This window comes from Acinetobacter sp. GG23, assembly GCF_057766365.1.
This window is the reverse complement of record NZ_JBYMDJ010000004.1, coordinates 24271-51139: the sequence shown is the minus strand read 5'-3', so window position 1 is coordinate 51139 and position 26869 is coordinate 24271. Positions and strand designations below refer to the sequence as shown.

The 26869-nt window shown below is 42.2% G+C and carries 21 protein-coding genes; 8 read left to right on the top strand and 13 right to left on the bottom strand.

Annotated features, from left to right (window positions below):
* Positions 1-295 precede the first annotated feature (295 nt).
* The 6 genes from hcaD to hcaE form a co-directional block, all read right to left on the bottom strand.
* Positions 296-1522 (bottom strand): 3-phenylpropionate/cinnamic acid dioxygenase ferredoxin--NAD(+) reductase subunit, encoded by a 1227-nt coding sequence (gene hcaD / locus AC3CAU_RS08595; protein WP_447053958.1) that lies wholly within the window; start codon positions 1520-1522, stop codon positions 296-298.
* A 5-nt stretch (positions 1523-1527) separates the two neighbouring features.
* A complete protein-coding gene (locus AC3CAU_RS08590) occupies positions 1528-2493 on the bottom strand; it encodes a 3-carboxyethylcatechol 2,3-dioxygenase (protein WP_424619998.1) in 966 nt (321 codons plus the stop codon).
* Between the two features lie 86 nt (positions 2494-2579).
* Positions 2580-3395: a 3-phenylpropionate-dihydrodiol/cinnamic acid-dihydrodiol dehydrogenase gene (hcaB, locus tag AC3CAU_RS08585; protein ID WP_424620000.1), complete on the bottom strand. Its 816-nt coding sequence runs from the start codon at positions 3393-3395 to the stop codon at positions 2580-2582.
* Between the two features lie 2 nt (positions 3396-3397).
* Entirely contained in the window at positions 3398-3724 is a 327-nt protein-coding gene (hcaC, locus tag AC3CAU_RS08580) for a 3-phenylpropionate/cinnamic acid dioxygenase ferredoxin subunit (protein WP_067722172.1), read from the bottom strand.
* Entirely contained in the window at positions 3724-4242 is a 519-nt protein-coding gene (gene hcaF, locus AC3CAU_RS08575) for a 3-phenylpropionate/cinnamic acid dioxygenase subunit beta (RefSeq protein ID WP_067722174.1), read from the bottom strand. Before hcaF ends, hcaC begins: the two co-directional genes overlap by 1 nt.
* A complete protein-coding gene (gene hcaE / locus AC3CAU_RS08570) occupies positions 4239-5606 on the bottom strand; it encodes a 3-phenylpropionate/cinnamic acid dioxygenase subunit alpha (RefSeq protein WP_131216310.1) in 1368 nt (455 codons plus the stop codon). Before hcaE ends, hcaF begins: the two co-directional genes overlap by 4 nt.
* A gap of 281 nt (positions 5607-5887) precedes the next feature.
* On the opposite strand from hcaE, the gene hcaR reads away from it, so the two are divergent.
* Entirely contained in the window at positions 5888-6787 is a 900-nt protein-coding gene (gene hcaR, locus AC3CAU_RS08565; protein WP_131216311.1) for a DNA-binding transcriptional regulator HcaR, read from the top strand.
* Positions 6788-7071: 284 nt separating this feature from the next.
* Positions 7072-7749 carry a DUF1345 domain-containing protein gene (locus AC3CAU_RS08560; protein ID WP_424620004.1) on the top strand — a complete coding sequence of 226 codons (678 nt, stop codon included), beginning with the start codon at positions 7072-7074 and terminating at the stop codon, positions 7747-7749.
* A gap of 88 nt (positions 7750-7837) precedes the next feature.
* Here the strand turns inward: AC3CAU_RS08560 and AC3CAU_RS08555 are convergent, their stop codons facing one another.
* Complete coding sequence (locus AC3CAU_RS08555; RefSeq protein WP_424620007.1) at positions 7838-8695, bottom strand: alpha/beta fold hydrolase; 858 nt, start codon at positions 8693-8695, stop codon at positions 7838-7840.
* Positions 8696-8984: 289 nt separating this feature from the next.
* Positions 8985-10226 carry an OprD family outer membrane porin gene (locus AC3CAU_RS08550; protein ID WP_447053956.1) on the bottom strand — a complete coding sequence of 414 codons (1242 nt, stop codon included), beginning with the start codon at positions 10224-10226 and terminating at the stop codon, positions 8985-8987.
* A gap of 517 nt (positions 10227-10743) precedes the next feature.
* Between AC3CAU_RS08550 and AC3CAU_RS08545 the strand changes: the two genes are divergently transcribed.
* The 3 genes from AC3CAU_RS08545 to AC3CAU_RS08535 are packed head-to-tail and all read left to right on the top strand — an operon-like array spanning position 10744 to position 14578.
* Positions 10744-12378, top strand: coding sequence for an arylsulfatase (locus tag AC3CAU_RS08545; protein ID WP_447053955.1), 1635 nt, complete (start codon positions 10744-10746; stop codon positions 12376-12378).
* 6 nt (positions 12379-12384) lie between these two features.
* Positions 12385-13356 carry a formylglycine-generating enzyme family protein gene (locus tag AC3CAU_RS08540; RefSeq protein WP_447053954.1) on the top strand — a complete coding sequence of 324 codons (972 nt, stop codon included), beginning with the start codon at positions 12385-12387 and terminating at the stop codon, positions 13354-13356.
* A 28-nt stretch (positions 13357-13384) separates the two neighbouring features.
* Entirely contained in the window at positions 13385-14578 is a 1194-nt protein-coding gene (locus AC3CAU_RS08535) for an OprD family outer membrane porin (RefSeq protein WP_447053953.1), read from the top strand.
* Between the two features lie 249 nt (positions 14579-14827).
* Here AC3CAU_RS08535 and dmpG read toward each other — a convergent pair whose 3' ends face one another.
* From dmpG to mhpD, 3 genes are read right to left on the bottom strand one after another with little or no spacing between them, the layout of a single operon-like run.
* Positions 14828-15847: a 4-hydroxy-2-oxovalerate aldolase gene (gene dmpG, locus AC3CAU_RS08530; protein WP_424621244.1), complete on the bottom strand. Its 1020-nt coding sequence runs from the start codon at positions 15845-15847 to the stop codon at positions 14828-14830.
* Positions 15848-15857: 10 nt separating this feature from the next.
* The gene (locus AC3CAU_RS08525; RefSeq protein WP_447053952.1) at positions 15858-16772 is read right to left on the bottom strand and encodes an acetaldehyde dehydrogenase (acetylating); all 915 of its coding nucleotides are present in this window, start codon (positions 16770-16772) and stop codon (positions 15858-15860) included.
* Positions 16773-16811: 39 nt separating this feature from the next.
* The gene (mhpD, locus tag AC3CAU_RS08520; protein WP_447053951.1) at positions 16812-17609 is read right to left on the bottom strand and encodes a 2-keto-4-pentenoate hydratase; all 798 of its coding nucleotides are present in this window, start codon (positions 17607-17609) and stop codon (positions 16812-16814) included.
* A gap of 604 nt (positions 17610-18213) precedes the next feature.
* On the opposite strand from mhpD, the gene AC3CAU_RS08515 reads away from it, so the two are divergent.
* Positions 18214-18429, top strand: coding sequence for a hypothetical protein (locus AC3CAU_RS08515; protein WP_131216320.1), 216 nt, complete (start codon positions 18214-18216; stop codon positions 18427-18429).
* A gap of 79 nt (positions 18430-18508) precedes the next feature.
* Here the strand turns inward: AC3CAU_RS08515 and AC3CAU_RS08510 are convergent, their stop codons facing one another.
* Together AC3CAU_RS08510 and AC3CAU_RS08505 are read right to left on the bottom strand one after the other, a co-directional pair.
* Positions 18509-19177, bottom strand: coding sequence for an HAD-IA family hydrolase (locus AC3CAU_RS08510; RefSeq protein ID WP_447053950.1), 669 nt, complete (start codon positions 19175-19177; stop codon positions 18509-18511).
* A gap of 240 nt (positions 19178-19417) precedes the next feature.
* Positions 19418-20389 (bottom strand): RluA family pseudouridine synthase, encoded by a 972-nt coding sequence (locus tag AC3CAU_RS08505; protein ID WP_131216322.1) that lies wholly within the window; start codon positions 20387-20389, stop codon positions 19418-19420.
* Between the two features lie 755 nt (positions 20390-21144).
* Here AC3CAU_RS08505 and AC3CAU_RS08500 point away from each other — a divergent pair.
* Positions 21145-24609 (top strand): Rne/Rng family ribonuclease, encoded by a 3465-nt coding sequence (locus tag AC3CAU_RS08500; protein ID WP_447053949.1) that lies wholly within the window; start codon positions 21145-21147, stop codon positions 24607-24609.
* A 173-nt stretch (positions 24610-24782) separates the two neighbouring features.
* A complete protein-coding gene (locus AC3CAU_RS08495; RefSeq protein ID WP_447053948.1) occupies positions 24783-26624 on the top strand; it encodes a long-chain-acyl-CoA synthetase in 1842 nt (613 codons plus the stop codon).
* Positions 26625-26869 lie beyond the last annotated feature (245 nt).

The following is a 26869-nucleotide window of genomic DNA, read 5'->3' as shown; positions in this document are numbered from 1 at the left end:
AATAGTAAACCTGAAACCTGTTATTCAGATCTGTAGAGAGTATCGTGACTGACGGCATGGGTGTCGCCCGATCGTTTCGGATATATGGACATCTTGCGAGATACACTTCTCTAGATCAGCAAAAGATTCTTGTTACCTTGCGCCATATTTGGCTCATCTTTGAAAATTAACAAATGCCTGTGCAAAGACATTTCAATTGATAATGTAATTTGAGGCTATGGCCTCAATGATATAACAACCATAAAAAAACAGACCTATGAAAACATAGGTCTGTCCAAAGATATCTCAATCAAATTTAAGCAATTTTGCGTAAATCTTGTGCCAAATCTAAATGTTTTTCAGCTTCAAAAGCAGTATTTTTGCTGATCATTTTTTTCAAATGACGCATTTCTTTCGCCGCATTGACGGTAATACCGGCAACGATTTGACCATCCGTCACACCGTACATCACGAATGAATTATCTGCACCTTTGGCTGCATCCATTTCACCGCGGACCAGCCATTGCTCTGCTGCCATATCACCCACGAACTGGAAATTGATGTCCAGTTGATCCGTCCAGAACCAGGCTGGACTGGCTTTCGGATGTTCAACACCCATTACGTGACGCGCGAAAATACCGGCTTGCAGGTTGGCATTTTCCCAGGTTTCCACACGGCGGTGATGACCACAATCACGAATTTGAGTGGCTACGTCACCTGCTGCATAAATATCAGCATTGGAAGTCTGGCAGTTTTCGTTGACTTTAATTGCCACATCCACATCCAGACCAGCATCTACTGCAAGCTGAGCATTGGGCACGATCCCAATACCGTAAACCACCGCATCTGCACGAAGTTCTTCGCCACCTGCAAGAGTCACCACAACTTCTTCACCATCAAGTCGGCAATTCGCGATAGAGGTTGAAAGACGAACATCTACACCTTTCGCGCGGTGCTGTTCAAGCAAGAATTCGCTGAGGATGCGTGGTGAACAACGGCCCATCACCATTGGCCCCATTTCAATCACGGTAACGATACAATCTTTGAAGCGTGCAGATGACGCAAGCTCTAAACCAATCACACCACCACCGATCAGAATCAGACGGCGACCGGCTTGAAGCACAGGAACCAGCGCTTGAGAATCTTCTAGGTTACGCAAGGTATAAATGTGTTTACCTAAAGCATCGAAATTTGGCAAACGACGCGCTGCACCACCGGTTGCAAGAAGCAACTTGTCGTAGGCAATCACATCACCATTTTTCAGAACCACGTTGTGATCTTCAGCGTTGATTGTAACCACGCCATTGCCACGAATTACTTCAACATTCAAATCAGCCAGTTTTTGTTCTGACAGGATTTCAATTTTGGTATCGGAAGGTTTAAGAATCACATCTTTAGATAACGGTGGACGTTCATAAGGAAGATGGGTTTCATCGCCTACAAGAATGATTTTGCCTTCGTACTTGTTGCCACGAAGTTCTAAAATAGCGCTGGCACCGGCTTGACCTGCACCTACAATAACGATGGTTTCGATGTTACTCATGTGCTTTACCCTTTTAATTCTGCAGATACAATGCCGAAGCCTGCAATCCATTCACTGATTGCTTCATAGACCTGCGTGGTCATTTCGTATTCGCCCAATTCAGACAGTGCTGCAAATGCGGCAATCCATGAACGAACTTCCTGACCACCACGGCCACCTTCACGGCGAATATCTGCTTCAGTCATGGCTTCAATCGCTGCGAAATTGGCATTCTTGAAGGTTTCAAGCAATGCGATATCCCATTCAGCATTTAAAGGTACGGCAACAGAAGTATCTCCTGCTGCCAGCTTTTGACCGACTGCAATAATTTTTGACTGACGTACTTCACGTGCTTCAGGACTAGGATTACGGCCACAAATCAGGAATTCTTCCACTTCAGGTGGCACAGAACCCATTTGCGGTGTCGGTGGATCATGCGAAAGACCACCCGTACCTAAAATAAGAACCCGTTCATTTTCAAGATTTAAAGATTTAATGAACTGCCCAATCGCACGACCTAAAGCCACGGTACGCTTGGTGGTTGGCATCGGTGCTGCTGCACCATTAATAAACACCGGAATGGTTGGATAACGATCAAGTTGACCATCGCACAGGAAATGCAAAGGCTGAGTCACGCCATGGTCAGCCTGCATGCGGTAAGAATAAGCAACATCCACACCTTCATCCAATACGCGGCGCACCAGAGCAAGCGCAGTATCTTCCGGCACATTAATCTTGTTGTTCTCTGCACCATAATTCCAGTCGCCTGCGGCTGTAGCACGAATGCCCACGCAGAAACTTGGCATCAAGTCGTAAAAGAAACCGTTGAAATGGTCGGGTCCAAAAGTAATAATTAAAGTTGGATCAAAGGCTTTGACTTCAGCCGCCATTTTTTCAAACGCAGCACGAACACTTTTTTCTTGTTCTGCATTTTGAGGTGCAGCAAATTCCATAAGTGGACTATGTGACGCACAAATCAGTTTAACGGACATGAGTCGCTCCTAAACGAAGGCAGCCAAATGGCTGCCAGAGTGTGATTCTGAGTTTTTCAGAATAAGGTTTGATGAAGACTTTAGACTTAGTCTTCAAAAAAACCTGCACGTGGCTGACGTAAACCACGAATTCCCAGACCACAGTCAGCATTAATTAAAACACCAGTCAGCGTACGGTTATTGGCACGAGACGCCAGCAACACATACGAACCGGTCATATCTTCAGGTTCTGGTAAAAAATTTAACGGCATGCCACGGGCAATTTTCTCAGGATCACGTGCATCCAGCAGACCTATGTTTTCTTGACCCAGTGATGCCGCACCTTTGATATTGACGTTCATGCCTGATGGTGCAACTGCGTTGACTCGCACTTTCGGTGCAAGTTCATAGGCCAATTCTTTCATGATACCCACGCCCGCATGTTTAGATGCGGTATAAACTGGACCACCACCCGCTGAATACAACGCAGAATTAGACAGGGTGAAGATGATTGAACCTTCAGATTTGACCAATTCATCCAGCGCAGCTTTGGCACCCAAAATGAGTGACTTGGTGTTAATGCCCATGATTTCATCAAAGGCTTTTTCCAGCTGCTCACCTGAAGTATTGACGATATCGGCATAATGATCCCAAATGCCGGCATTACCAACAAAGCAATCCAGCTTGCCAAAACGCTCAACGGTTGCATTTACCGCACGGACATTATCTGCATAGTTGGCTACATCACCTTCAATCGCAAGAACTTTACCACCGAAGTGTTCGTTCAATGCATCCACTTTAGTTTTTGAACGTTGAAGAACCGCAACTTGTGCACCCTCTTCCAAGAACCGCTCAACCAAAGCCCAGCCTAAACCTGAACCACCACCCGTAATAAGTGCAACTTCGCCTTGTAGCCAACCCATGATTATTCTCCTGCCATCTCTACAAACAATTGACCATCTTCAACAATCACTGGGAAAGTTTTGATTGGATCAGTTGCAGGTAGACATAAAGCTTCACCTGTTTTCAAGCAGAAACGTGCTGAATGCAGTGGGCATTCAACTGTACCATCATCTTCAAGATAACCTTCAGACATAGACGCATTACCATGTGAACAACGGTCATTCATTGCGAAGAATTCTCCGCCATTGTTGAACACTGCAAGCGCTTCAATACCATTCACGCCGCAATCTACTTTTAGCGCTTCGCCTTCGTCTAATTCGTCAACTTGGCAAACAAAAATCTTATTCATTAGAAGAATACACTCAGGTTATGTGAGTTATAGGTCACTTGATCTAACGTAATTTTACGGTTGAAGATCTGGAAGCCCAAATCACTTTCAACTTTACGGATCTTGTCGTGACGCTTACCACAGTAAATCGTTACGTCTTTCTCTTTTTGGGTACGGTATAACAAATAAGTTACGTACACGTCGTATTCGCCTTCCACTTCAGTCGGCTCTACAATCACGTTGCTCACCATGTGAGTGGTACGTGATGGAGGCTCTTCAGCCCAAGCCATACCAGTTTCAAGACGCGCAACACGGCGTTCAAGCAAATCTTTGGTGTCGTTAAATACCCAAGTTGTCGGTGGTTCAACTGAACGGCGACGGTCACGGGTTTGAGCGTTTGGCGTGGTACGCAGCGTATAAGAAATATCTTCTGCCAACATGTCCAGCCAATCGCGGAATTTCCAGTCATCCAGTGCTTTGCCTTCACGATACAGAAACTGACTGATTTGATGATGAAGTTCTAAACTGATCTGACTCATTTCATTAGCTCCTTCTCGTATTCGTCAGCGGCTTTCTCTACGTCTTCCCATTTTTCATGGATCAACAGGTCTGCCCAACGGCGGTATAAGCCACGTGCAGCAGTTTCAGAGAAAATGTAGTTGGTAATCCCTGGGATACCATCTTCACGTTTTTTCTCGTTACCCAAGCCCATTTCCATAATCAGTTTGTTATTACGTGCTTTATAACCACGTAATACTTTTTGAATCTCAATCCAGTTCTCAGAGTCATCTTGCTCTAAGAAACCGGCAGGACCGAAGGCACGGGTTGCAGAACGTTCGAATGCTTCTTTCACTTCTTGCGATGCTTCAGCATCGGCAATACAGAATGCCCACACTTCAGTTTTATTTGGACCACGTGGATGCCAAACACGAAGTGTTGCAGTACCGTTTAACCAGGACATGGTCGGGAACATGTTGTTATGACCCGCAAGACGAAGTGCACGCGTTTCACCCAGACGTTCTTTTACTTCCTCGAAAGTTTCACGGAAGTAGTTGGCAACTTCACCGTCTACCCAAACGTTAGCGTCTGGTTTTTCAGTAAAGAAGAAACCTGAACCATGACCGCGCGCGCCATACTGGATCGCGTCTTTCGCGGTTTCCCAAACTGGACGAGCCGTTTGCGCTGCGCCTAATTTTTTCGATGATTCATCATCTGGTTTTGCACCCAATACTTGAATGGCAGAGGCGTGAGAGAACAGTGCGTGATACTGGTCAGATGCAAACTGTTCAGCTGCAAATTTCCAGTTACATTCAATTTCCCATTTGTGCACGCCACCAATGATTTCAGTACCACCTGGACGACGGTCTAATACACCATCTAAATACCATGCGATATCACCCATGTATTCGATTAAATCTGGTGTGGTTTCATCCCAGCAGCCGAAGATCAGGCCTTTATAAGACTCAACCCGATTCACTTCAACCAGACCCCATTTCTCTTTACATGCGCCTTGCGGGAAAGCACGTTCTTCTAATGGAATATCTTTCAATGAACCATCAATACCGTAAGACCAGCCATGGTATGGGCAAGTAAATGCACGCGTATTACCACAGTCTGCGAAGCTCACACGCATAGAACGGTGACGGCATTGATTTAAGAATGCTTTGATTGAGCCGTCTTTTTGACGTGTCACAATAATTGGATCTTCACCCATATAGGTATTGAAGAAGTCGCCCGATTTAGGAATTTGGCTTTCATGACAAAGGAACAACCAAGTACGGCCAAAAACGCGTTCAAGCTCTAATTCATATAAATCTGGATCTGTATAGATCGATGGCGAGATACGACCATTTTGTGCATCGACCAAAGCATCGATTTCGCGCACATCAATTTTTCCACTCATGAGAAGCTCTCCTGTGACGGACTCAGTCACAAAGTAAATAGACTCAACTTTTAGTGGATAATGGTTTTATAGCGACTTTTAGTGAAATATTTTTTTTGTTTCAATTAAGATATTTTATGGATTATTAGCAGTATTATTTTCTATATTAATTTCGTCATGAAAAAAGCGAGACCATTTATTTTCTAAATGGAAGAATCATCTTCACGGCATAGTTGTTTATAGATTATACTCTCCCAAAATTATAGTAAGACATTTTTTGGATTACTCATGGGACTGCTTATATGGAATTACGACACCTTCGATATTTTATCACCGTTGCAGAAGAACTGAACTTTAGTAAAGCGGCGTTAAAGCTTTATACCGCCCAACCTTCTTTAAGTCAGCAAATCAAGGACCTTGAAGAAGATGTAGGCGTACAACTGCTGTATCGCACCAAACGAAAAGTTGAACTCACGGAAGAAGGGGCTGTATTTCTTGAACAGGCACGCTTAACACTGGCTCAAGCAGACAAAGCCATTGCCATGGCACGTCAAGTCTCGCAAGCGAAACAGCAAATGCTGCGTATTGGCTTCGTTCCGGTCGCGGAAATGAAGATTTTCCCTTATGTCTTGCCAAATTTACGTGTGCAAAACCCTGATGTAAAAATTGAATTGCTCAGCCTCAATAACAATGAGCAAATGAAACTGTTGAAAAAAGGTGAACTGGATGTCACGTTTACCCGGCATAATTCGAATAGTGAAGACATCGAAAGTTTATTTGTTTTACGCGAACCGCTGATTTTTATTTTGCCCGAAAATCATCCTTTGGCGAAGTATGAACGTATCCCTGTTAAGGCGTTGAATGGAATAGATTTTATTATTCCTGCTGCTGAACAGTCCCTGACATTACATAATGCCATTCTGGATTTTGCCAAATCTAATGCCATTGAATTCAATATTGTGCAGAAAGCCGACAATATCTTGTTCAATATCAACTCGATTGGTATGGGTTTAGGTTGTACGATTTTACCGGGCTATGTAGCACCCTTGACCATGAACAATACTGTCATTCGTCCTTTAGACGTTGAGCTTCCTTACCTCGACTTGTATGTCAGTTACCATAAAAACAGCAGTTCTATGGTGGTGAAGAAATTTATTGAATTACTGACTCGGGTTTTTTATCTGAATATCAATCGTGATTGATTAATTTTTACCCACACGTTCTCTCAATTCGGCCCTCATTATTTTCCTGATAAATAGTGGTGGCTTTTTATGCACCTTTTTGGTTATTTCTCCCTCAGATTAGACTGAAGTCTTATAAAAATTCACCATTTTAAATCCCGTCTTGATGGGAAATAACGTATAACTTTTTCTTATCTAATTTATAAAAATATCTCATAATGATTAAATTACAACTTAAGTCTAATAAGCTGATCACAATATTTTTAAAATGCTTGTAAAAAATAAACACCACTGTAGAGAAGATAATGAAAATACACCCATTGCATCGAATAAAAACAGCTCTTCAATACCATCCTTATTTCTTTTTTACTTTTCCTGCTATTGCGGTGTTTTATTATTTTCTACACTGGCTGACCCAATGGGGGTGGTCTACCTGTCTTTTAATCAGCTGGAATAGCGCGATCTATAGCTATTTGCTCTTAACCCTGAAGAAATTATGGCGTACAGAACATGAAAATATTTTACAGCGCGCACAACAACAAGATGCCAGTAAATGGCTGATTTTACTGTTGGTGATCCTGACTTTAATCATGTGTTTCATTGCCATCGTTATTGAAATTAATCATTTACCCCCAGGTACCACCATTCGCATAGGACACTTAACCTTATCGGTTCTCACCCTTGTTTCTGCATGGTTTTTTATGCATACCATTTTTGCCATTCATTATACCCATGACTTTTATCTGGCATTAGAAAAACACGCAGATGGCGGCCTGGATTTTCCCAAGACACCACGCCCAACTTACCCAGATTTTATTTATTTCAGTTATGTGGTCGGAACCTCAGCGCAAACCGCAGATGTATCCGTCACTTCACGCTCCATGCGGGTATTAAATACCTTGCACCTGCTGTTGGCCTATGGATTCAATACCACTATTCTGGCGATCAGTATCAATGTTACGGCTAACTTTATTAGCACTTAATTATTGACACTTAATTATGAGTCCTTAATTAACGGTATAAAAAAGGATGACCTCAGTCATCCTTTTTCATTTTATTCATACAGCGCGATTAAACACCACGAGCTGTTAAATAGTTTTTGATCACAGTATTAAATTCTTCAGATTTTTCAACTTGAGACCAGTGACCACATTGGCTGAAGATGTGTGCATCAGCATGCGGAACTATATTCAAGATATCCCATGAACGAGACACAGGAATCACCACGTCTTGTACACCATGAATCAACAGCACAGGAACTTTGATTTCTTTCATTTTTTCGAAGTCTAGCGGGAATTCGAAACGGTCACGGTCACGTGCGCCAACCACGTCCATTAGACGGTCAGAGGCGTAATCGTTTTTCGCAGAATCAAAACGTACTTTCACCAATTCATCAGTGATCAAGTCTTTGTTCACCACAAACATAGACAGGGTTTTCTTGATTCCTTCTTCAGTAAGCACTGGATTAGCATGCGCTTTAAGTGCAGCAGTCTGTTTCGCACCGCCAGTACCCATAGAAACGATCCCGAGAACACGCTCAGGGTAATCAAGTGCCATCTGGAAAGCTAACCAGCCACCCAAAGAGTTGCCTACTACCCAGGTCTTTTCGATACCCAAAGCATCTAAAGTACGGACTGCATGATCTACCCAGGCACGGATACCGTAAGCAGTTTTTGGTGCAACCACACTTTGACCATAACCGATGGTGTCAATTGCGATACAACGCGCTTGCTCACCAATTTGTGGCAAGTTTAACCACCAGTTTGCAGCAGCAGATACGCCTGTACCTGAACCGTGTAAAAATAGAATAGGTGTACCTTCACCAATTTCGTGGTAATGCGTCAACTCGCCTTCCGCGGTTTCAATCCATTTGTCTTCTAAGCCAAAGAATGGATCTGTTTGATAGTCAGGGATTTGAACAGTGCTCATATTGATTCCTCTTACAGTCTTTAGCTTGCGTGTCCCTCTATTACAAGAATTCGACGTCAAGTTGACTCATTAAAATGACTTTTTACATCTTTATATTAACCGTTCAAGACCTGCAAACTGATACAAATTTACGATCAAACCCTATAAAAAAACTATTATTTAAGTATTTGTTTTTTATATAATAAAAATAAAATTATACCCATAATTTACTTAAGGTATTTAAAACCAAACTATTCTAAAGACAAAAAAGAGCGACTGCTCAGCAGCCGCTCTTTTTAAATTAAACGATTTAGAACTTATAAGTATAGGTCGTTGCTACACGATACTCTTTAAGGTCAGATTTATAATCGAAGTCAGCATCGATATACATCGCCTGGAAGCCTAAACCTTTCAACTGACCTTCAGGCACTGTGTAGTTCAAGATTAAATTAAGCTCATCCGAATCCTGGTTTTTCTTACCATTTGCTTCAGCATCAAAACCCATCATATAGACCGCAGTAGCATTCAAGCCTTTTGCGCCCAGTTCAGAGAAGTCATAACCATAAGTTAAACCTACGGATTTCTCATCGATTGCAGTGAAGGTCGCAACACCCCAGTTAACTAAATAAGGCTGTGGCACCCAGCCGCCTAATGTCGGGAAAGCACTGTCCCCAAACATTTGCTGATAGCCCAAACCGACGGTGTGCGCGCCGTAATTAACTTTTGCACCGGCAGATAATGCCTGATTATCAATTCGGCCATACAGTTTGTTGCCTGAATCCGAGTTATCGAAATAACGGATATGGCTATCCAGTTTGGCCTTTTCCCCTAAGGTAGTTTTGTAATTCATACCTACATAATGCTGTTGGTAGATATCTTTTACATCTGCATACCAGTAGCTTGCACCCAGCTCTTTATTAAATTGATGATCCACACCTGCAATATACATACCGTCTGCTGTTGCACCATTATCATATGCAGGCGGAGCAAATTTGGTTAAGTCACGAAATTGGTTGTCATAACGGTTGTTAATGCCATCAATATACGCAAGAGTTAACTTGGTATCTTTAATGTCTTTCGATTCCAACCATGCACCGCTAAAAGTAGTCAGCAACTGACGCGATGGATCGAAGACCAATACTGGAGATACCGGTAATAACTCCCCTACTTTTAATTCGGTTTGTGAAACCTTGGCTTTTAAGGTCGCGCCGACTTTACCGAAGTTATCTTTGGACTCTTTACCATCATGTGGCAACACAAAGTCCGGATTTTTATCACGGCCCTTCAATTTAAATGCGTGCTGTACCAAAAGATCTGCACCCACTTGAATGCCAACGCCAATATCCTGATAACCGGATTTTGCATCCAGGGTAATGCCTTGTGACCATGAACCCCAGTTTCTGTCTGGTGTTTCTGCAATCTGGCGATCAAGATAGAAATTTTTGAATTTTAATTGGACTTGGCTATCGTCGATAAAATCTGCATTCGTTGCAGTTGTACCTAATGCTAGAGTCGCAGCACAGATGGCTTTCCATAAAGTTTGACGACGCATGGCTTATTCCTGTAATCAAATTAAGCTATGCCACCATCATGCTCAACCATGCCGCTAAAAAAAATCAGACCAGAGTATTAAAGAGCGACTTATATAACTTTATTTTTCTTTTTTCTAACATTTAATTCAAAATTTTAATATGTTTTAACAATAACTGATTTTTGCTTACTGCTATTACGATCCATTTAAAATACTGTTAATTAAATTCTTTTTTTTTAGAAATGAATTAATATCGATTTATTAAGTGTTTTTTTAATTAAGCAGTCTCATAAGATCTTAAATCTATAAGCGGTATTTATAATAAATATCCAATAATTGAACTCAATTAAAAAATTAATATATAAATACATAAATAGTATGACTTAATATTTAAAATGTATTAATTATCACCAATACCCCATCCAATTACACCCTATATATTTGATTTTTATAAAAATAACGTTTTGTCTAATATCAGTTGACCTTAAACCATTTACACTACTCTAATAGTTGTAAATCATAATCAAGGATGAGTGAAATGAAATTAAACAAATTGGCCTTAATTACATCATTATTAGTTTCTACTCAGCTATTCGCTCAAAAGCCGAATGTGGTCATCATTCTGGCAGATGATTTGGGATATTCTGATCTAGGTTCATTTGGTAGTGAAATCAAGACTCCCAATATTGATAGTCTTGCTCATCAAGGAACCCGCTTTACCAATTACCATACCCCTAGCACGTGTTCTCCCACGCGTTCCGAGTTGATGTCCGGTACAGATCATCATCAAGCTGGGTTAGGTGCAATGGCGGAGACTATGCGGGAAGATGCAGCAAAATTTGATTTAATGCCCCGTCCACAATTTTTAGGTAAACCTGGTTATGAAGGTTATTTAAATACTCGCTCAATGACCTTGCCTCAAGTATTAAAAGACAATGGTTATAAAACACTGATGGCAGGTAAATGGCATCTTGGTTATACCCCCGAAACCAATCCGGCAAAGAGAGGTTTTGATTTTTCTTATGCATTATTAAATGGTGCAGACTCACATTTCAAAACCCTGCCTAATGGTATCGAACGTAAAACCATTTACACTGAAAATGGTCAGAAGGTCGAATTACCAGATAATTTTTATTCAACAGATTTCTTTACTCAAAAAGTGATTGAATATATTGGTAATGATAAGAAGCCAAGCCAACCTTTCTTTGCGTATGTTGCTCTCACCGCCCCACATTGGCCGCTTCAGGTACCGACAAATTATTTGAATATTTATAAGGGCCACTATGACCAGGGTTACGATGCAATCAAACAAAAGCGTTTAGAAAAAATGCTTAAGCTAAAGCTAATTAATTCTACAAAAACAGCCAATGTCGTTAGTAAAGAACTTGCTCCAATGAATTTAGATACCTGGAACAATCTAACGGCTGAACAGAAAAAAATCGAAGCGCGTAAGATGGAAATTTACGCGGCACAGATTAAAAATATGGATGACAATGTCGGAAAACTGATTAAACATTTGAAAAATATTAAGCAATACGACAATACTCTGTTTATTTTTATGTCAGATAATGGCGCAGAAGGGTTTTATCGCCCACTTCCAGGTTATGACAATAGTTATAATAATTTAGGTAAAACTAAATCTTATGAACTTATTGGTCCGCGTTGGACTGAAGTGAGCAGTGCACCATTTTCACTTTGGAAGGGAACTGCAGCTGAAGGCGGCGTCAGTGCGCCTGCAATTGTTAAACTTCCAAATAGCACCACAGCTAAAATCAGTAATAGCTTTGTTAATGTAAAAGATGTTTTCCCAACTGTTCTTGAAGTTACCCAATCTTCATTAAAACCAGATTATCAGGATCCTAGCAAGTTCAACCAGCTTTCCGGTAAATCGTGGATCAGTTATCTTAAGGGTAAAACCAATTCCGTATATGGCGAAAACTTTATCTATGCAGATGAATTGCATGGCGATGCCTATGTGCGTAACAAGAAATGGAAACTCACGCGCACCATTACCAAAAACCTGAGTGGTCCGGACTGGAAGTTATATGATCTAGAAAATGATCGTACAGAAACCACTGACCTAAGTAAAAAACATCCTGAAATTGTAAAACAGCTCCAGCAAGAATATGTGAAATATACTCAACGTGTAGGTGTACAGGATTTCGCGGAGTAATACCCCATGTCAAATTTGATGAAAGGGAGTTGTCTGGTATTGCTCGTGTTCAGCCTTGCAGGATGCGACTCTTCAAAATCTGAGCAAGCTACAGAAACTGTCACTCTTGGAAGTGTCAGTCAATGTAAGCAATATTCAGGCTTGCCTGCGCTTTGGGGAAAATCCAAAACATCCGGTATGGTTGAAATTCCGGCAGGTGAAATTCTTTTTGGCTCAAACGCGGGTTATGAAGACGAACGCCCTTTCTATCAAAACAAACTCAAAGTAAACGCTTTCTGGGCTGATCAGACAGAAGTTACTGTTGCCCAGTTTAAAAGTTTTGTAGATGCAACTGGCTATATTACCGATGCTGAAAAACAAGGTGGCGCAGCTGTTTTCATCAAGCCTGAAACAGATAATGTTGCCATGATGTCCTGGTGGAAATTTTTGAAAAATGTTTCATGGAAAAACATTGATGAGAAATTTCCTGCGCTGAATGAGCCAGTTCGTTATGTGACTTATAATGATGCATTGGCATATGCAACATGGCTGGGTCGTGATCTGCCTACCGAATTAGAAAATGAATACCTCTCCAAAGGGTTTAGTGATCAGGAAGATATCGGCCCAAAATCGCATGGCAAAATTACCGCTAATTATTGGCAGGGTGAATTCCCTTATTCAAACTCTAATCAAGATGGATTTAAAGGTATAGCACCTGTCGGCTGTTTTGAAGCCAATCCTTTTGGCCTACATGACATGATTGGAAATGTTTGGGAATGGACAAATTCTGCATACAAAGGCCCTCATTCCGATATGCATATGGGCAATCCACAAATGACCCGTCACCACTCAGAACAGGTCATGACGATGACCATCAAAGGCGGTTCCTATTTATGTGCAGATAATTATTGTGCACGTTACAGGGCTGCTGCACGACACCCGCAAGAATTTGATCTTGCCACTTCCCATGTTGGCTTCAGAACCGTACTACGAAAATAAACTTTAAATTTACAAGGATTGATTTTTAATGAAAAAATTTATTTTTTCAGGGTTACTTTTGTGCCTAGGAAATGCACATGCAATAGAAGACCTGAAAATAAGCAATACCGTTACTTTAAAAAACCTGTATGCAGAGCGGGATTATAGTCAGAGTGATGCAGACCTAGGCAGTTGGACACAAGGGCTGATTTATCGAGGAAAATTTAGCTATAAACTGAATCAGGACTGGAATGTCGCGTTAAATCCTTCTTTTCAATATGCTTACCGACTGAGTAATGATAAGGGTCTTGCAGATACTATTTTGCCTTTTGATCCAATCGCTCAAGAGCAAAAACAACATCAGCACAAGCAAGGGATTAATTTTGAGGCTTCATTTCAAAATCATACTCTAAGTTATGGTGAACAATGGATTAACAATCCAATGCTGGTGGTTGATCCATCTCGACAATTACTCCCATCATTTCATGGTGCGGTATATACAGGGAAATTTAAGGATACAACCGTTTCAGCAGGTTTAATTGATAAGTATTCACGTCGTAGTGCTGAACATTTCAAAAAAATTAGTGTAAAAAATATTGAATCTGATGGTTTAACTTATTTAGACATTCAGCATGCAATATCACCTAATTTAAAATTACATGTGTTCAATGGTTATCTGGAAAACCTTTATAACCAAAGTATGCTGGGGTTAGATTATAAATGGCAATTTTTTGACACGAAAATGCAAACCAACCTGCGTTACTTTAATAACACAGATATTGGAGATGCAAAACTAGGTTCAGTAGACAGCAACAACATTGGCATTATCAACTATGCAGAAGTATTGCCAAAATTGAAAGTAGGTATCGGCTACCAAAAAATATTTGGCGACAATGATTATCCTTTAATTGATGGTCCTATTCCTGTACTTGATTTTATTAACTGGACTCAAGGCTCGTTCATTAAAAAAGATGAAGAATCATATCATCTAACTTTAAGTTATGATTTTGATGCCCTCATACCCGGTTTACAATTAGACACCAAATATATTCGCGGTGAAAACTTTAAGACCCAAGGCAAGGACGACAATGAAACAGAGTTTAACTATCGTTTTGGCTATACCATTAACGACGGTCTGTTCCAAGGTTTAAGTTTCTCATGGCTCAATATTGATTATAAATCCAAGTATGGTCGAGATTATAACGAGAATCGGGTCTATACCATGTATACCTTCAAATTTTAAAATCCATGATAAAAACGGCTGAATTATTCAGCTGTTTTACACGCTAGATACTCAGAATAAAATACAGTAAAGGTAAATCTAGCGCTCATTCCAATAAAGCAATGAGCAAAACAATTCAGGATTATTGATTAAATCACATCGAAAACACCAATCAAATACTTGATTAAATTAAATAATTTTAAATCAAATTATTCAAAATTAAAAAGCACCCATATTCGGGTGCTTTTTCTTTGAAACTTAATACTTTAATTAAGCTTGAAGCTCTTTTGCTTTAGACATGGTCAAAGCAAGGTCTTCAATCATGTCTTCCTGACCGCCTACCGTGCCACGACGACCCAATTCCATCAGAATTTCACGCGCGGAAACACCATATTTCGCTTCAGCACGTTTAGCGAATAACAGGAACGAAGAGTAAACACCAGCATAACCTAAAGTTGCTGCATCACGGTCGGCACGAATCGGTTGCTGCATCATTGGAACAATCAGTTCTTCAGCAATATCCTGAACTTTAAACAGGTCCACACCTGTGTCCATTTGCATACGGTTAGCAACCGCAACAAACAATTCAAGTGGTGTATTACCTGCACCTGCGCCTAAACCGGCAGAAGCCAAATCGACACGCGTTGCACCGGCTTGAACCGCTGAAACAGAATTGGCAACGCCCATACCCAAGTTATGGTGACCGTGGAAACCGATTTCGATCTCTGAAGCCAGGTTGGCACGTAAGATACCCACGCGGTCAGTCACATCATTCGGTAACATATAGCCGGCAGAATCCGTCACATAGATACAGTTTGCACCGTAAGACACCATCTTCTTCGCTTCTTCAAGAAGATGCTCAGGTGATGCCATGTGAGCCATCATCAGGAAGCCCACAGTGTCCATACCCAGTTTGCGCGCAGCAGTAATGTGCTGTTCAGAAACGTCAGCTTCTGTAGAGTGTGTTGCAACACGAATCGTTGCTACACCTACATCGTGTGCCATTTTTAAGTGGTCAACCGTACCAATACCCGGAATTAAAAGTGCAGATACTTTGGCTTGTTTAAGCTTTGGAATTACCGCAGTTAAATATTCTTCATCCGTTGCAGCTGCAAAACCGTAGTTCACAGAGTTGCCGCCTAAGCCGTCACCATGGGTTACTTCGATTAAAGGTACCCCAGCATCATCAAGGGCAGTTGCAATCGCAACCATTTGAGCTGGTGTAGTTTGATGGCGCATCGGGTGCATACCATCACGTAACGTCATATCATTAATAATAATTTTTGACATAGTCTGCTCCTTAAACTTCTGCTTCAGCGTGCGCTGCTTGGTTAGCGATGAGACGTTCTGCAAACATTTCTGCAGTACGTGCAGCAGCTGCAGTCATAATGTCCAGGTTGCCAGCATATTTAGGTAAGTAATCGCCTAAGCCTTCAACTTCCATAAATACTGATACACGGTTGCCATCAAAGACTGGACCATTTACAAGTTTGTAACCTGGTACATATTTTTGAACTTCCTTGATCATGGCATGCACAGATGCTGTGATTGCAGCTTGATCCGGCGTACCTTCAACAAGACAGTGCACCGTGTCACGCATCATGAGCGGTGGCTCAGCAGGGTTGATAATGATGATGGCTTTACCTTGTTTCGCACCGCCCACTTGCTCAATTGCACCGGCAGTGGTGCGTGTAAATTCATCAATGTTTTTACGTGTGCCTGGACCAACCGATTTCGTTGACACAGTGGCAATAATTTCACCATAGTTCACAGGTTGAACACGTGAAATCGCTGCTACCATAGGAATAGTTGCCTGACCGCCACATGTCACCATATTTACGTTCGGCAATTCACCTTGTTCAAGCAAAGCTTCTAGGTTGACCGGTGGTACGCAGAATGGACCAATCGCTGCAGGCGTCAAGTCAATCATCTGTACGCCAAGTTCGTTTAACTTGCGGCTGTTTTCAGCATGGACATAAGCAGACGTTGCATCAAAGGCAATTTGAATATTGTCTGTTAAAACGTGAGGCAATAAACCGTCTACGCCCTCAGCAGTGGTTTTAATGCCCATTTTCGCAGCACGTGCCAAACCTTCCGATGTCGGGTCAATCCCCACCATCCAAACTGGCTCTAACCATTCGCTACGTTGAAGTTTGTAAAGCAAGTCAGTCCCAATGTTCCCAGGACCAATCAATGCACATTTAATCTTTTTCATGAATGTGTACTCTCAAAAATTCTGTGTTTAGCTCAATGCTTATTCAGCTGCAAACGCTGCTGTCACTGAACCAAAGCCTTCAATTTCAACTTTAAATTCATCACCTGGGTTTGCAACAACCATCGGGCCTAATGCACCGGTTAAAACGATGTCACCCGCCAACAGTGGACGGCCACGACGAACCATTTCATCAGCCAACCAAACCGCAGCATTGAGTGGATTTGCAAGGCAGGCTTTACCTACACCTTGAGAGACCACTTCATCCCCGCGGGTCATGGTCATTTTGCAGTTCACCAAGTCCAGGTTTTCAAGTTTCACTGGACGTGAACCTAAAACAAATGCAGCTGAAGAGGCGTTATCGGCAACGGTATCAATCAAGGAAATTTTCCAGTTTTCAATCCGGCTATCCACCACTTCTACCGCTGGCAAGGCATATTCAGTCGCACTAATAATGTCTGCATAGGTATGATGTTCTTTGGTAAGATCTTTATTGATGATTAATGCGATTTCTGCTTCAACTTTAGGCTGAATCAAGAGACCTGCCGGGATTGCTTCGCCATCACCATACGACATGTCGGCAAACAACATCCCGAAGTCAGGCTGATCTACACCGAGTTGAGCTTGTACAACTTTTGAAGTCAAACCGATTTTGCGGCCGACTAAACGACGTCCTTCGCTTAGGGCACGTTGGGTATTTACTTCTTGAACTGCGTAAGCAATATCTACATCCGCACTTTCACCACCCAGTTGCGGGCGAATCGGTGCAATCGCAGTTTGTGACAACTCAGCTTCTCTAAGCGCTAAGGCGACTGATTCAACAACAGCAGAATTCGACATCAATGTTTCCTTAAACTGCAAAAAATTGGACTTATACCGTGATCGATGGAAATGGAATGAACAATCAGAAAAATTCTATGCAAATGATCAAACCCATCAGCAAATGGGTGCTGCCCATCTTGGGAAAACGTGTATATGTATAAACTAATTTAGAATCTGAAAAATGCGCTTTTTATGCCAATACTTATTTTATTTTTTACAATAGCTATTACCTATAAAAGGAATTCTACTTTTTTGAGTGATACAAAGCAGTTAGCCTAGATATTCTATGATATCCGAGTCAGCAGCTCTGCAATGCAGGTGATTCATTTTAACAATCAATCCCGCCTACGACTAAAAGATGAGACTATTGCTCCATTTTGAAGAAAAACGACATATTCATTGTTTTATCAAAATGATATTTTTAAATAATTAAAAACAAGAACTTAAAATATGAGTAATGAAAATCAGGACACTGCTATTAACGGCTTTACTCACCCCTTTATGTCATACAGCCCTTGCATAAAATTATCAAAACAAAAACAAATATTTAATTTTAAGCGGCGCAAGTTGTCCGGGACTAAAATTTAATCCTCAAGCGACCGCTGCGGCCTGGCAAAATGAAATGAAATGTAGTCGTGGCTACTCCAATACCGATGCATGGCGTATTAGCTGGATTACACCAAAGATTTTTATGATGACTGAAGTCATTCGTCCCAATGAAATTTCACCACCGCGTAATGATCTTTATAAAATTATGAGTATCCAAAATAAAACCGTCATTGTGGTCAATTCCTGGACCGGTTGGGGTAATCACAAACCTGATGTGCAAAAAATTTAGAATTCAATAAGTCAATTTAGAATTTACTACGTATAAAAAAGGGTGATTTGAAATCACCCTTTTGAGCATCCGATAGATCTTAAACTGCTTGTTTTAAATTCACCTGATTTAAGAGAACCTGATGCAAACTTGCGACATCCTCTGCAATAGCCAACGGATTAAATTGTGCCAGCGTCTCAGGTGTATGCACCCCATAACTCACTCCAATACGGGGCATGGCAATGTTCTGTGCCATTTCCAAGTCATAAGAGGTATCACCGACCATAATCGCATTTTCAGCGTTTACGCCAGTAATGTGCAAAATTTCTGTAAGCATCAGTGGATCAGGTTTAGATTTGGTTTCGCTTGCTGCACGAGTCACGACAAAAAGCTCATGACTCTGGGTCTGACTTAACACACGGTCTAAACCTTTACGGCTTTTCCCTGTGGCAACCGCAAGTTTTACACCCTGCTGCGTTAGATCATTCAACAATTCCGCCACACCCTCAAACCATGCATCACCTTTCGAGTTTTCAACATAGTGAGTCGCATAACATTGCAAAATATCAGCGTGCAATTCAGGTACATCCGGAAATAACACTTGCGCGACTTCCGGCAGACCTAAACCAATGATGCTTTTCGCAGCTTCATCCGTTAAAGGCTGTTCATATTCTTGAGCAGCAAATTGCAAGCTTTTTACAATCTGACCGACTGAATCAAATAAAGTGCCATCCCAATCGAAAATGACAAGTTCTACTGCTTTTTTCATGAATTAATCCAATATTTGATTCAACGCAAAACCTAGCATTTATCTTTAAATCTCTCGGCCTACCTCTGTACCCATGAAAGAGGAATAAAATTTTCATAGAAAATTTAAAACAAGTATCTGCTATGCAATGGCGACATGGATGTCGCCTTATGCATATCGTTTTCGCATCATAAATTTTTTAATTACTCTTGGGTGACGGGACTATTCATCGAATACTCCCGCTGCTTGAGAGAAGAAAATTCAGTCTTGGTCACGATCCGTTAGAACCGGTTCCTTATCTTTCTTCTGCGCACGTAACTGCGCCACCAGACTCTGCATATCTTCAGGCAATGGTGCTTCAATGGTTTCATAACCCGGAATTTCCAGGCGCAGTGCATGTAAGCATAAACGACGTGCTTTCGGACCTTTGTAGGCAGTTTCATGACCATATTTTTCATCGCCAATTAAAGGATGACCAATACTTAAACCATGCACACGAATCTGGTGAGTACGACCTGAAAGCGGCGATGCATAGACAAGCGTTGCATGCATAAAGCGCTCCGCCACATTCCATTGCGTCTTAGACTCTTTACCTTCTTTAGATACGCATACACGACGCTCGCCATTGGCAAGCTCATAACGATGCAATGGTGCATCAATCAGTTGACGATCGATCACGACATTGCCTTTTACAATTGCCGCATAGGTTTTTTTAATTTTGTGTTCACGCAGTAAATCTTGCAGGGTTTTTAAAGTGCTGCGTTTTTTACTGATCATCACCAGACCGGAAGTATCACGGTCAATACGGTGAATCAGTTCAAGATATTTCTTGCCGGTTGCTGCGCGCAAGCCTTCAATCAGACCATAGGCCACGCCGCTGCCGCCATGTACGGCAATGCCAGAAGGTTTATTGACCACCATCAAGCCTTCATCTTCATAAATCACGCGGCTGAGCAGGCTTTGAGCCACTTTGTCCGATACCGGTGCAGGTGTTTCATCTTTAGGCTCATAACGAATTGGTGCCACGCGAATCTGGTCACCAATATTCAGTTTGGTTTCGGCTTTGATACGCTTTTTATTGACCCGAACCTGCCCTTCACGCATCAAACGATAAATACGACTTTTAGGCACGCCTTTAAGTCGGGAAAATAAAAAATTATCAATGCGTTGGCCTGATTGATGCTCGTCCACTTCAAACCAAGTGACACTTTGCCATTCTTGCGTAGAATTCATACAGTTACTATGACCCAAAAAAATACTAAAATTGATTAAAAACTGATCACTTAGGCTATGCTTTACACAAGAAACATAAGCTTAACCCATAGGCAGATGCTGCAAGGTTTGATATAGTCAGCGCACGGATACCACCGTTAGTGTGAAAAAATTTAATTCCTTCAATATTTTTGAAGCTCAAAATTAAATTTCATAATTCACATTAAATACGGAAAGGTCCCTAAAGAATATGCCGACGCCGAAGGCTTATTATATCGGCAAAAAAGCAAACTGTTGCGTTTAATTGTACTTCGGTACATAAATCAGTCTGCCCTAAAAAATATGTCGCCAACTTAAAGTTGGTTTTAAACGTAAACTGATACACATCAGATTAGTCGCACCCTGAAGTCGCATTCAGGCTACAACGTTGATGCATTGGATCTGCACCTAAAGCAACGATACGATGATAATTCCGTATCAAGACGCTCTATCTTAATGAAGGGATGATCTTCAAGCTACGTGACAGTGAAAGTTACTCACATCTAATGCACCGTTTGTCCGCCAGTGAATTGTTCAGGTGACTTTAATCGTTTAAAGATTGAAGCCGTATTGGTCATCATCAATACATGAATCAAAAACCGAAGCCCAAAAAAAGGCCGGTAAAAAAGCTCAGACCACAAGCGTTTATTTGAGATCTGAGTATTGATCCGTAATGTGTGATGTTCGCTACGTGAATAGCGATGTTTTGCTGTGTATCACTATTAGGTGTTACACCCATGAAACGTATGTTGATTAATGCAACACATGCCGAAGAGATTCGCGTTGCACTTGTCACTGGTCAGCGTCTTTACGATTTTGATTTAGAAAATCGTACCCGTGAACAGAAGAAATCCAACATCTATAAAGGTCACGTGACTCGCGTCGAACCTTCTCTAGAAGCTGTTTTTGTTGAGTATGGTGCAGGTCGTCAAGGCTTCCTGTCTATGCGTGAAATCGCAAATTCATACTACAAGGCAGACCCTCGCCAAACTTCAAATATCCGCGAATTGATTACTGAAGGCACCGAACTTCTGGTTCAAGTGGAAAAAGAAGAACGTGGCAATAAAGGAGCTGCGCTTTCTACCTTTATCTCGCTTGCCGGTCGTTATTTGGTGCTTATGCCAAACAACCCGAAAGGTGGCGGTATCAGTCGTCAAATTTCAGGTTCAGTTCGTGAAGAGTTGAAAGAAATGTTGTCGTCACTGAATATTCCACGCGGCATGAGCGTGATTGTTCGTACTGCCGGTATTGGTCGTTCACAAGAAGAATTGCAACTTGACTTGCAACACTTGATGGATCTTTGGGCACAAATTCAAACTACAGCAAGTTCTGGTCCATCACCAATGTTGGTGCATCAGGAAGCGGGTGTGGTCACTCGTGCCATTCGTGACTATTTACGTGACGATGTTGCAGAAATTTTAATTGACTCTGAACAAGCCTATAACGAAGCTTACAACTTCGTTAAAGCCGTGATGCCACGTCAGTTAGAAAAACTTAAAACTTATACTTTAAATGAGCCTTTATTTGCTCATTTTGCAATTGAAAGCCAAATTCAAACTGCTTATGAACGTGAAGTAAAACTTCCTTCCGGCGGTTCAATCGTGATCGATCAAACTGAAGCTTTAGTGTCGATTGACATTAACTCGGCTAAATCAACACGTGGTCACGATGTTGAAGATACAGCGCTAAACACCAACTTGGAAGCGGCGGAAGAAATTGCACGTCAACTGCGTTTACGGGATATCGGTGGTTTGGTGGTGATCGATTTCATCGACATGACTAAAGACCGCAATCAACGTATGGTTGAAGCAAAACTTCGTGAAGCAACCCAAAGCGACCGTGCCCGCATCCAATTCGGTCAATTGTCACGTTTTGGCTTAATGGAAATGAGCCGTCAACGTTTACGTCCATCGCTTGAAGAAGCAACCGGTTATGTTTGCCCGCGCTGTCATGGTACCGGTATGGTGCGTGACTTACGCTCTTTATCACTTTCAATCATGCGTAAAGTGGAAGAAATTGCACTGCGTGAACGTCATGGTGAAGTTCAGGTTGAAGTACCTGTTGAAATTGCAGCATTCTTATTGAATGAAAAGCGTCATACTTTGGTATATTTAGAACAAACTTCAAATGTACGTGTAACCGTGTTACCTCATCCGCACTTGGAAACACCGCATTACGAAATCACTTATAATGCTGAAGGTTTTGCACCAACCAGCTATGAACGTACTGAAGCAACACGTTCAAGTGAAAAAGAGTTGGGTTACGAATCTTCTGAATGGCATTTAGAAGGCGAGCAACAAGCTCAAGCTGCTGCGCAAGCGCCTGTTCAGCAACAAGCTAAAAACCAAAACAACAAGCAACCACGTGGTTCACAACCAGCAGCTCAAGAAGTACAGCAACCACAGCCAACTCAAGTTGCGCCTGTTGCTCAAGCTTCAGCAAGCCCATGTGCATGGCTAGAAAACCTGTTTGTACAAAAGCAGGCCAAAACTGTTGATCAATCCCGTACTGCAAACAATGCTGCTGCTGCGATTGAGCAAATGGTGAATGGCGGTGCAGTAAGCCGTGGTCAATTCGGTCAGGTTGCAACCTCTGCACCTGCTCAGAGTGCACCACCTGTTGCAACTACAAACAACAATGCTTACTTATCGCCAACTGTGCCTGTAACACCAAAACAGGAACAGGGTGAAGTTGCGGACAAATACTCTGATCGAGAAGAAAAAGCGCAACGTCACAATAAAAAGCGTAATAAGCCTAAAGAACAACGTGAACAAGTTCAGCACGACAATCAACAAAATCAAGTGCATGAGGAAATTGTTCAAGTTCCGCGTCATGAGCAGCGTCAAGAAGCACGTCAGGAACAGCGCCCAGAACCACGTCAAGATCAGCGCCATGAACAGCGCCAAGATCAACGTGACAACAAGCGCCCGACTCGACGTCACCACGTTGAACAACAGGCTTCTGAAGCTCAAACAGAGCAAAATGCTGTTCCACGTCGTGACCGTAATAGCCCACAACGTCCAAACCGCCCAAATCGTCACCGCGATCAAAGTGTATTGAACGAACAAGCTGTTCCTCAGCAAGCCATTGCTGCTCCGGTAGTTAACGAACAACAGCCTAAAGTCGAAGTGATTGATACGCCTCGCCAGGATGTGATTCCAACTGCATTGGTCGTGAATGTCGATCAGGCGAAAAGTGAAATTGTTGCGTTAAATGCATCAGCAGCTGTTGTTGAAGCACCGATCGCTCAAACCGCACCTGTGGCTGTTGCAGAAACCAAAGCGCCTGTAATCGAAAAACCAGTGGTTGCGAAGGAAGAAAAACCTGCACCAGCAACTGAAACTCGCGAGCCACACCAACCGCGTTCTGCTGACCAACGTGCGAGCAATGATCCGCGTATGCGCCGTCGCCAAAAGCGTGAAGCACAAGTAAAACAGGCTCAAGCTCCAAAATTGAATCCATCTCAGGTTCCAACTTTGGGTCAATATACCGTGGGCAGCCTCATTCGCCATGTGTATGGTGAAGACTGTTCAGTGCTGATTGAACAATTTGGTTTAATCCCAACCTTCAACCGTGCATTGGTGAAATTTACCGAGCAATATGCGGCAACTCTCGTGCATCACACAACTGAAGCGGAAGTACCAGCACAGCCGGTTACCCGTGATGTTGCTGTAACCAAAGCTGCGCATGAGGCTGAACCTGCACCCGTGCTGGACTTAACCCCACCTCCTGCTGTTTCGGATAACCGTGTTGCTAATGATCCACGTGAACGTCGTCGTTTGGCAAAACTTGCTGCGGAACAGGCTTTAGAGCAAGCTAAGCAAGCACATAGCGAACCTGAAGCCACCAAGGAAGTAGTGGAAACAACAACTGCTGAAGTTGCTCCGGCTACAGCACCAGAAACTGTGATCGAAGAAGCGGCAGTGACTGAAAAGCCTGATGTGGTCACAGCTCCTGAAGTGGTTGCTGAACCGATCAAACAAGCTGAAGCTGTTCAAGCTCCTCCTGCTCAAAAGGCAGTAAAGCCAAAACCGGTTCAACCTGAGTTAGCGGTAGAGAGTGTTCAAAATGCACCAGCACAGGCTGATCCAAAAGCTGATCTAGACAACCCAGATGCTGATGATGATGCTGACAAACCTGTCCGTCCTCGTCGTCCTCGTGGTCGTCCACCGAAGAAAGCAACTCCTGCCAATGAGTCATAATTAGCTCTAATGCAGCGAATAAAAAAAACCTAGTCATTTCGGTGACTAGGTTTTTTTTGTTACTTTTGTCAAATTAGGTTGATTGCACTAGGATTAAACGATTAAAAAGACACCTGTACAGATAGTCGCAAACAAATAGACATATTGGATTATGAAAAATAAATAGGATTCTTATGAACCACACCCCACAGAGCGATCTTATTGGCATTGCTGATGTTGCAGCAAAACTACCTAAATTTATGAGCAAAGTCCCCCACCTATTGAGTGGTCTCAAGCAAGCCTATTTACGCACATCCGACACCCCTGCAGGATTAGGTATTGCCTTTGAAAAAGCGGTCAAGCGTAATCCTCGCGGTATAGCATTATTATTCGAAGATCAAAAATTCAGCTATCAAGAACTAAATGAATGGGCTAACCAAATCGGGCACTTTTATCTGTCCCTTGGCGCCCGTAAAGGCGATGTCATCGCGGTGATGGTGGAAAACCGTCCTGAACTGGTGGCGACTGTTGTTGCTTTAGCGAAAATTGGCGTGACGGCCGCTTTAGTCAATACCTCACAAACAGGTAAAGCACTCACGCATAGTATTAATTTGGTTAAGCCAATCGCCCTTATTGCCGGAGAAGAATGCCGTCCTGCTGTAGAAGAAGTACGTCAAGACTTAGCGCTCGCAGCAGATCGTTTTCACTGGTTTGCTGATCAAGCCACTCAAATTGATGCAGGTCAAGCCCCGAAAGGCTGGGCAAATCTTGCAAATAAAATCGATAACTTTCCCAAATTCAACACACCAACCACGCACACCATTCAAGGTAAAGATGGCTTATTTTATATCTATACCTCAGGTACGACCGGTCTGCCTAAAGCAGTCATTTTCACGCATAGCCGCTGGACTTTGGCCTATGGCACCTATGGACATGTGTTAAATCTGAATAAAGAGGACGTCATGTACGTGACCTTGCCGCTATATCATGCAACCGGTATCGTGGTCTGCTGGTGCGGTGTCATTGCCGGCAATGCCACACTGGCCTTACGACGCAAATATTCCACTTCTTCTTTCTGGAAAGATGTGCAGAAATTTGATGTCTCGGTAATTGGTTATGTCGGTGAATTGTGCCGTTATCTGATGGATGCTCCGGTTTCTGAACTTGAACAGGGCCATCGTGTTAAAAAAATGATTGGCAATGGCATGCGCCCCAATATCTGGGATAAATTCAAGGCACGTTTTGGAGTGGAAGAAATTCTTGAACTCTATGCATCCAGTGAGGGTAATGTCGGTTTCAGTAACGTGTTTAATTTTGACAATACCGTGGGTTTCTCCCCTACCCCTTATGCAATTGTTGAGTTTGATAAAGAAACCAATGCACCGGTAAAAGACGCCAAAGGCTGGTGTAAGAAAGTTAAAAAAGGTGAAGTCGGCTTATTGATTGGCAAGATTACCCGTCGTTCACCCTTTGACGGCTACACCGATCCTGAAAAGAACAAATCGGTCATTATGAAAGATGTGTTTAAACGCGGTGATGCATTCTTTAATACTGGCGATCTGGTCCGTGATATTGGCTTCCGTCATGCCCAATTTGTAGACCGCTTAGGTGACACTTTCCGCTGGAAAGGTGAAAATGTATCGACCACTGAAGTTGAAAATACAGTTAGTGAATATGAGAAAATTGCTGAAGCCGTGGTATACGGAGTAGAAATCCCAAATACCAATGGTCGTGCAGGTATGGCAGCAATTACCTTGGCAGAGGGTGCACAATTAACTGCAGAAGATTTACAGCAGATGGTAACCGAATTTAAAAAATGCTTGCCTGCTTATGCTGTTCCGGTGTTCTTGCGTGTTCAAGCGCAGGTGGAAACCACAGGTACTTTTAAATACCAAAAGAACAAGCTAAAAGAACAAGCTTTTGATCCCCATAAAACAGACGAACGCTTGCTGGTTTTACTGCCGAGTGCCACGGGATACTCTGACTTAACAGCAGAAATATTCGACAATATTCAAGCTTATCAATACCGTTTCTAGCTCAAAATGGCTGTTTTTTGAGTAGATATAGCAAATTTGTTGCATTTATAATCAAACATCAACAAGTTTGCTAATTTTTACTTGCGCTCGTTTAATAACTTGCTACAATACGCCCATCAAAACGAAGTGGTGTTGGAAATTCCTTATTTTCTTACACTGTGCATTCAGGCAATGCTTGAATGTTGGTTTCGGGCCGTTAGCTCAGTTGGTAGAGCAGTGGACTTTTAATCCATTGGTCCCGCGTT